At 64.8% G+C, this 4,896-nt stretch carries 5 protein-coding genes and 1 pseudogene; 2 read left to right on the forward strand and 4 right to left on the reverse strand.

Annotation, left to right across the window (positions count from 1 at the left end; all coding sequences use genetic code 11):
- Together AC04L7_RS12345 and AC04L7_RS12350 are read left to right on the forward strand one after the other, a co-directional pair.
- Nucleotides 1-1,124, forward strand: a 1,124-nt coding sequence (locus AC04L7_RS12345; RefSeq protein WP_475513103.1) for an efflux RND transporter periplasmic adaptor subunit, incomplete at its 5' end; no start/stop codon positions are given.
- Nucleotides 1,121-2,371, forward strand: coding sequence for an ABC transporter permease (locus tag AC04L7_RS12350; RefSeq protein WP_435995925.1), 1,251 nt, complete (start codon nt 1,121-1,123; stop codon nt 2,369-2,371). The genes AC04L7_RS12345 and AC04L7_RS12350, both read left to right, overlap by 4 nt.
- Nucleotides 2,372-2,467: 96 nt before the next feature.
- Here the strand turns inward: AC04L7_RS12350 and AC04L7_RS12355 are convergent, their stop codons facing one another.
- The 4 genes and pseudogenes from AC04L7_RS12355 to AC04L7_RS12370 all read right to left on the reverse strand — a co-directional run.
- On the reverse strand, nt 2,468-2,896 hold the full coding sequence (locus AC04L7_RS12355) for a hypothetical protein (RefSeq protein WP_435995923.1): 429 nt from the start codon (nt 2,894-2,896) through the stop codon (nt 2,468-2,470).
- A 490-nt stretch (nt 2,897-3,386) separates the two neighbouring features.
- A complete protein-coding gene (locus AC04L7_RS12360) occupies nt 3,387-3,947 on the reverse strand; it encodes an AbiU2 domain-containing protein (protein WP_435995921.1) in 561 nt (186 codons plus the stop codon).
- Nucleotides 3,948-4,081: 134 nt separating this feature from the next.
- Nucleotides 4,082-4,564: an MgtC/SapB family protein gene (locus tag AC04L7_RS12365; RefSeq protein WP_435995919.1), complete on the reverse strand. Its 483-nt coding sequence runs from the start codon at nt 4,562-4,564 to the stop codon at nt 4,082-4,084.
- A 58-nt stretch (nt 4,565-4,622) separates the two neighbouring features.
- Nucleotides 4,623-4,896, reverse strand: a pseudogene (locus AC04L7_RS12370) (hypothetical protein); the annotation flags it as partial.

Here is a 4,896-nt window from a genome sequence, read left to right on the forward strand (position 1 = left end):
TTCCCGGCAAGAACTGGGCGCAGCGGCAGGTGGTGTGGATGGTGCCGGAGGGCAGCCTGGTGAAGAAGGGCGACGTGCTGGCGCGCTTCGTGTCGCCCGAAGGCGAACAGCAACTGGCGCAGGCGATGATCGACCTGCAGCGCAATGCGCTGGCGCGCGCGGCGAAGGAGAGCGGGCTGGATTCGGCACAAGGGCGCGTGGAAGTCGACCTGTCGCTGGTGGCGGTGCAGCTGGGGATCGCGCAGCGCTATGCCGATGCCGACCTCAGCACGGTCGCCCGCAACCAGGTGCTGGATGCGATCGAGGACAAGGAGTACCTGCAGGTACGGCAGGGCACGCTGCAATGGCAGCGCGACCAGTCCGACGTGCGCGGTGGCGCCGAGCTCGCGGTGCTGGATGCGCAGCGCGCCACCTTCGACATGAACGCCAAGACGCGCCGCGACGACTTGCAGGCGCTGGAGCTGCGGGCGCCGAACGATGGCGTGTTGCTGCTGGCCGCCAACTGGTCGGGCGACAAGCCGATGGTGGGCGCCAACCTGCGCGCAGGCTTCGAGTTCGGCAGCCTGCCGGACACCTCGTCGATGGAGGTGGAAATCGACCTGCCGCAGATCGAAGCGCAGGGCGTGCAGGCGGGTGACGCGGTGGTGCTGCACCCGCTCGGCCGTCCCGACCAGCGCATAGACAGCAAGCTTTCGTGGGTGGCGAGCGCAGCGAAGGTTCGCAACCGCGAGAGCCCGGTGAAGTTCCTGTCGATGCGCGCGCCCATCCCCGCCGACGCCATCGAACGTTACCGGCTGATCCCGGGCCAGCGCTTCGCCGCCTCGGTCGTGCTGCTCGACGCCAAGGACGCGATCGCGGTGCCGAACGTGGCCATCGAACAGCGCGACGACCGCCACTGGGTGCAGGTCAAACAGGGCAACGACTACGTGGCGCGTGAAGTGAAGCTTGGCGTGCGCGGCACGGCCCGATCGCAGGTCCTGTCGGGCCTGAAGGCCGGTGACCAGGTGCGCCTGTCGCAGGTCGACGTGTCCGCACCCGGCGATGGCAAGGACAAAGACAAGGACGCGACGGACGCCGACGGCGATGACGCCGCCGCTGACGACGCGGAAGGAAAGAGCGCATGACCGGCCTGTTCAACCGCCTGCCCACCGTCTGGCGCGAAGCGGTGGAGGAGCTGTGGCGTCGCCGCCTGCGCACGCTGCTGACGCTGCTGGGCATGATCTTCGGTGTGGGTGCGATCGTTGCCATGCAGGCGGTCGGCGAAGGCAGTCGGCGCGAGGCCTTGCGATTGGTCGAAGGCCTGGGCCTGCACAACCTGATCGCCGAAGCCAAGGCACAGGACGAGGACACGCTTAAGGAAACCCGCGAACGCAGCCTGGGGTTGACCGTCGCCGATGCCGAGGCCGCACTGAGCGTGGTGCCCGGTGCGGAGCGCCATGCCGCCGAAAAGCAGGTGCGCACGCACACGGTCTTCAGCGACACGGGACGCAGCGATGCGCAGGCCAGCGGCGTGAGCGCGAACTGGTTCGACCTGTCGTCGCTGAAGATCGCCCAGGGCCGCGCCTTCGATGCCGATGACGAAGCCGCGCTGGCGGCGGTGGCGGTGCTCGGCCACCAGGCGGCCGCCGACCTGTTCCCGAAGGGCGATGCGGTCGGGGGCCTGATCAAGGTCAACCACGTCTGGCTGGAGGTGATCGGCGTGCTCGCCGACCGCGACCTGGGCCAGGACGATTTCGAAGGCGTGCAGCTGGGCTCGGAGAGCAACCGCATCTATGCGCCACTGGCGAGCGTGCGGGCACGTTTCCGCTTCCAGCCGCAGGAGGATGAAGTGGACCGCTTCCTGCTGCGGCTGGACGATCCGCAGCGCCTGGCCGCCGGCGCCGGCGTGCTGTCGGCGGTACTCGACCAGCGCCATGCGGGCATGGCGGACTACCAGTTGATCGTGCCGCAGCAGCTGTTCCAGCAGCACCAGCAGACGCAGCGCATCTTCCAGGTGGTGATGGGCGCGATCGCGGGCGTCAGCCTGCTGGTGGGCGGCATCGGCATCATGAACATCATGCTGGCGAACGTGCTTGAGCGGCGCCGCGAGATCGGCCTGCTGCGAGCACTCGGTGCACGCCGTCGCGATGTGATCGCACAGTTCCTGCGTGAGGCCACGGTCATCTGCATCGCGGGCGCGCTGCTGGGCCTGGTGTTCGGTGGTGTGCTGGCCTACCTGATCGCCACGTTCGCGGGCTGGCAGGTCGCATGGGCGCCGCTGCCGATCCTGTTGTCCGCCGGCTTCTGCGCGGTGGTCGGCCTGGGCTTCGGCGTTTATCCCGCGCGCCAGGCCGCGCAGCTCGATCCTATCGCGGCGTTGCGCCACGACTGAGTCAACGACTTTGCTGAGTCCTCGTGCGGCACCCAGATGTGGGCGCCGCACGTCAAAGGACGTACTAAGCGGCGGTACTTCCGGCGCCTGATCCGCTCACTTGCCGCCGTGCGGCGGCGGAGCTTCCGCCAGCGTGCCCGTGCTGTAGTGGCCGCCGGAAGCGGCGCAGTCGATGTCGCGCGCGGGTTCCCACTTGATGGCGGTGCCGGTCACGACGGGCCTGACGAACCGCCAGGGCCAGAAGCCGAAGCGCTGCGAGCCGTTGTAGTGGATCACCGCATCGGCACCCGCCGCCCTGGCATCGGCGATGACCATGGGAAGGATGTCGTTGACGCTTCCGTAGCTGCCCTTCCCGTACTTCAGCTTCCTTACCGTGACGTATGACAACTCAGCCGGTGGCGTCGCGGTAAAAAGACAGATGCCTCCCTGCTGGCTTTGCGGCTCGGGGGCCGGCGCCGTCTCCTGGGCGCTACAGAGTTGCGACGCGCACACCAGCGCGACACCCGTCATCAGTTTGCCGAACATGTTTGATCTCCCCCTTGTTGGTTTTTGTGGTCTGTTGAAATTGCGCGCTAAGTGTTTCGCGTTTGACGCTGATCAAGCCGACCGGCGAACCGGATTCGGCTTGAGCGAAATGTTAGGCCTCGTCCACAAGGAACTGACAAAACACCAATGATGCGCCACCCTGGAGTGCCTCCCGGTAGTAGCGAACAGTTCCACGAGGCACGTGCTCTAGGCCATTGATCCATGTGTGCGAATCCACGGACCGTACCGACCAACCTTCTGCCTTGATGTAGAACTTGGCAAGCGCCAGCGTGCCCTCATGAAGGCGAGAATTTATCCAACAACTTACGCGTGAAAACGAACTAAGCGGATGCTGATCATCGCCTTTGCGATGCACGGCATTGATCACAAAGAAGTGCAAGCCGTCTTTGGCAAATCGCGATTGTCTTGGCATGAATTCAAGCGCCCGAACTAGGCCACACCGCAAAGCGGCATCGGCTTGAATGAATTGCTAAGCGGCATCCCACTGCCACCCGGCTAATGAGCTTCTAGCATTCGTAATAGCGTCATCTTTAAGAACACCATAGAACACTTGTGTGCGACCAATGCATTTGTTTGCCTTGGCGAGCATGTGCTCAATTCTCACCGCTTCCGTGCGCGCATCCTCGACATTAGTTCCGAAACTGGAATCGAAGCTAGCGAGGTCCAATGGAAACCTGGCATGGGCAACAATTGCATGACGCCACTCCTTCAGCCGAATCCACTCGGCCGAAGGAGCCGCCCTGATCTCTTTAGCGACAGATTTTGCCTCAGCATGACTTAGTCGACTCAATTGCTTTGCAAGCTTTGGCAACGATGCCACCCCGCTCGAATCGTCCCATATCGTTCCAATGCGAACCACGAGAGCGTCCCAAAGGCTGTTGTATACGGTCCCAAACAAGAATTCGTCCTGCTGAAGCCGCGCGTTGTCTCGGTATGCCTCGGCAAGAGAGTCTATTGCGCCAAGGTAAAGAATCACCTGGGCTAGTTGATTCTCTAGCTTCTCCATCATCAAAGCTGCGAACTCGCTCATGCCGCCCAGCGCTTGCTATACCCCATCAAGGGTGTGATGGCAGATGTTCACTTTCCGCCCAGCGCCCGTCAAGGCGCAGGATGTAGCGAGGCGCATGAGTCTCGGTGACGGTCGAGCAACAGCCGCAGCGTCGATCAGCGCGGAGCGTCGTCGTTCGACGAGCCTCGCGACACGCGGCGCTCCATCCACGCCAATACGGAAAGCACGGCCAGCGTCAGCAGCGCAGCCATCAGGGCGAGCCAGCCATGGCCGAAGCCCACCGCTACGCCGATCACCGCCACCATCAGCAGCGAGGCGGCGGTGGTGATGCCGGCGACCACGCGTCCGCGGTGGGCGATCATCGTGCCGGCACCGATGAAGGCGACACCGGCGATCACCGCTTCCACCAGGCGGAACGGGTCGATCTGCACGCGGCCGTCGTGGTCGTGATGCGCCTGCGCCAGCATCATGTCGCCCATGCCGGTCAGCATGGCGGCGGCGCCCGCAACCAGCGTATGCGTGCGGAAACCGGCTGGCCGGTCCTTCATTTCGCGTTCCAGACCGACGACGCCTCCCAGCAGCATCGCGAAGGCGATGCGCGCGATCACCGGCGCCTGGGCTTCCCATCCATCGAACATGGCGAGACCTCCTGTCCCGATGCTTCCACCGCCGTGGTCAACGCGGTGCGAAGGTGGATCAGCGAGCGGCGGGCGAAGGACCTGACAGCAACGCGCGCCATTCCGGGTTGTCCGGCAGCCAACCGGCGGGTGGTTCCGTGGCGATGCCGTTGAACTGCAACTGGTCGCGCATCGCGGCGAGCTCACCCTCGCGGAAGACACGATCCAGATAGTCCACGCGCGTGCGCCGCTCGGTCGCGGGTCGCTGGTATTGGCGCAGCACATTGTCGACGACCCAGGCGAAGCGCCGCAGGCGTTCCTGTGCGGCGCGGCGCTCCTCATCCGTCCCGGCC

It is taken from the genome of Pseudoxanthomonas sp. LjRoot204_2, from assembly GCF_056175765.1.

Coding starts and splice junctions, on each gene's coding strand:
- AC04L7_RS12350 (WP_435995925.1), top strand. CDS start 1,121: ATGACCGGCCTGTTCAACCGCCTGCCCACCGTCTGGCGCGAAGCGGTG.
- AC04L7_RS12355 (WP_435995923.1), bottom strand. CDS start 2,896: ATGTTCGGCAAACTGATGACGGGTGTCGCGCTGGTGTGCGCGTCGCAA.
- AC04L7_RS12360 (WP_435995921.1), bottom strand. CDS start 3,947: ATGAGCGAGTTCGCAGCTTTGATGATGGAGAAGCTAGAGAATCAACTA.
- AC04L7_RS12365 (WP_435995919.1), bottom strand. CDS start 4,564: ATGTTCGATGGATGGGAAGCCCAGGCGCCGGTGATCGCGCGCATCGCC.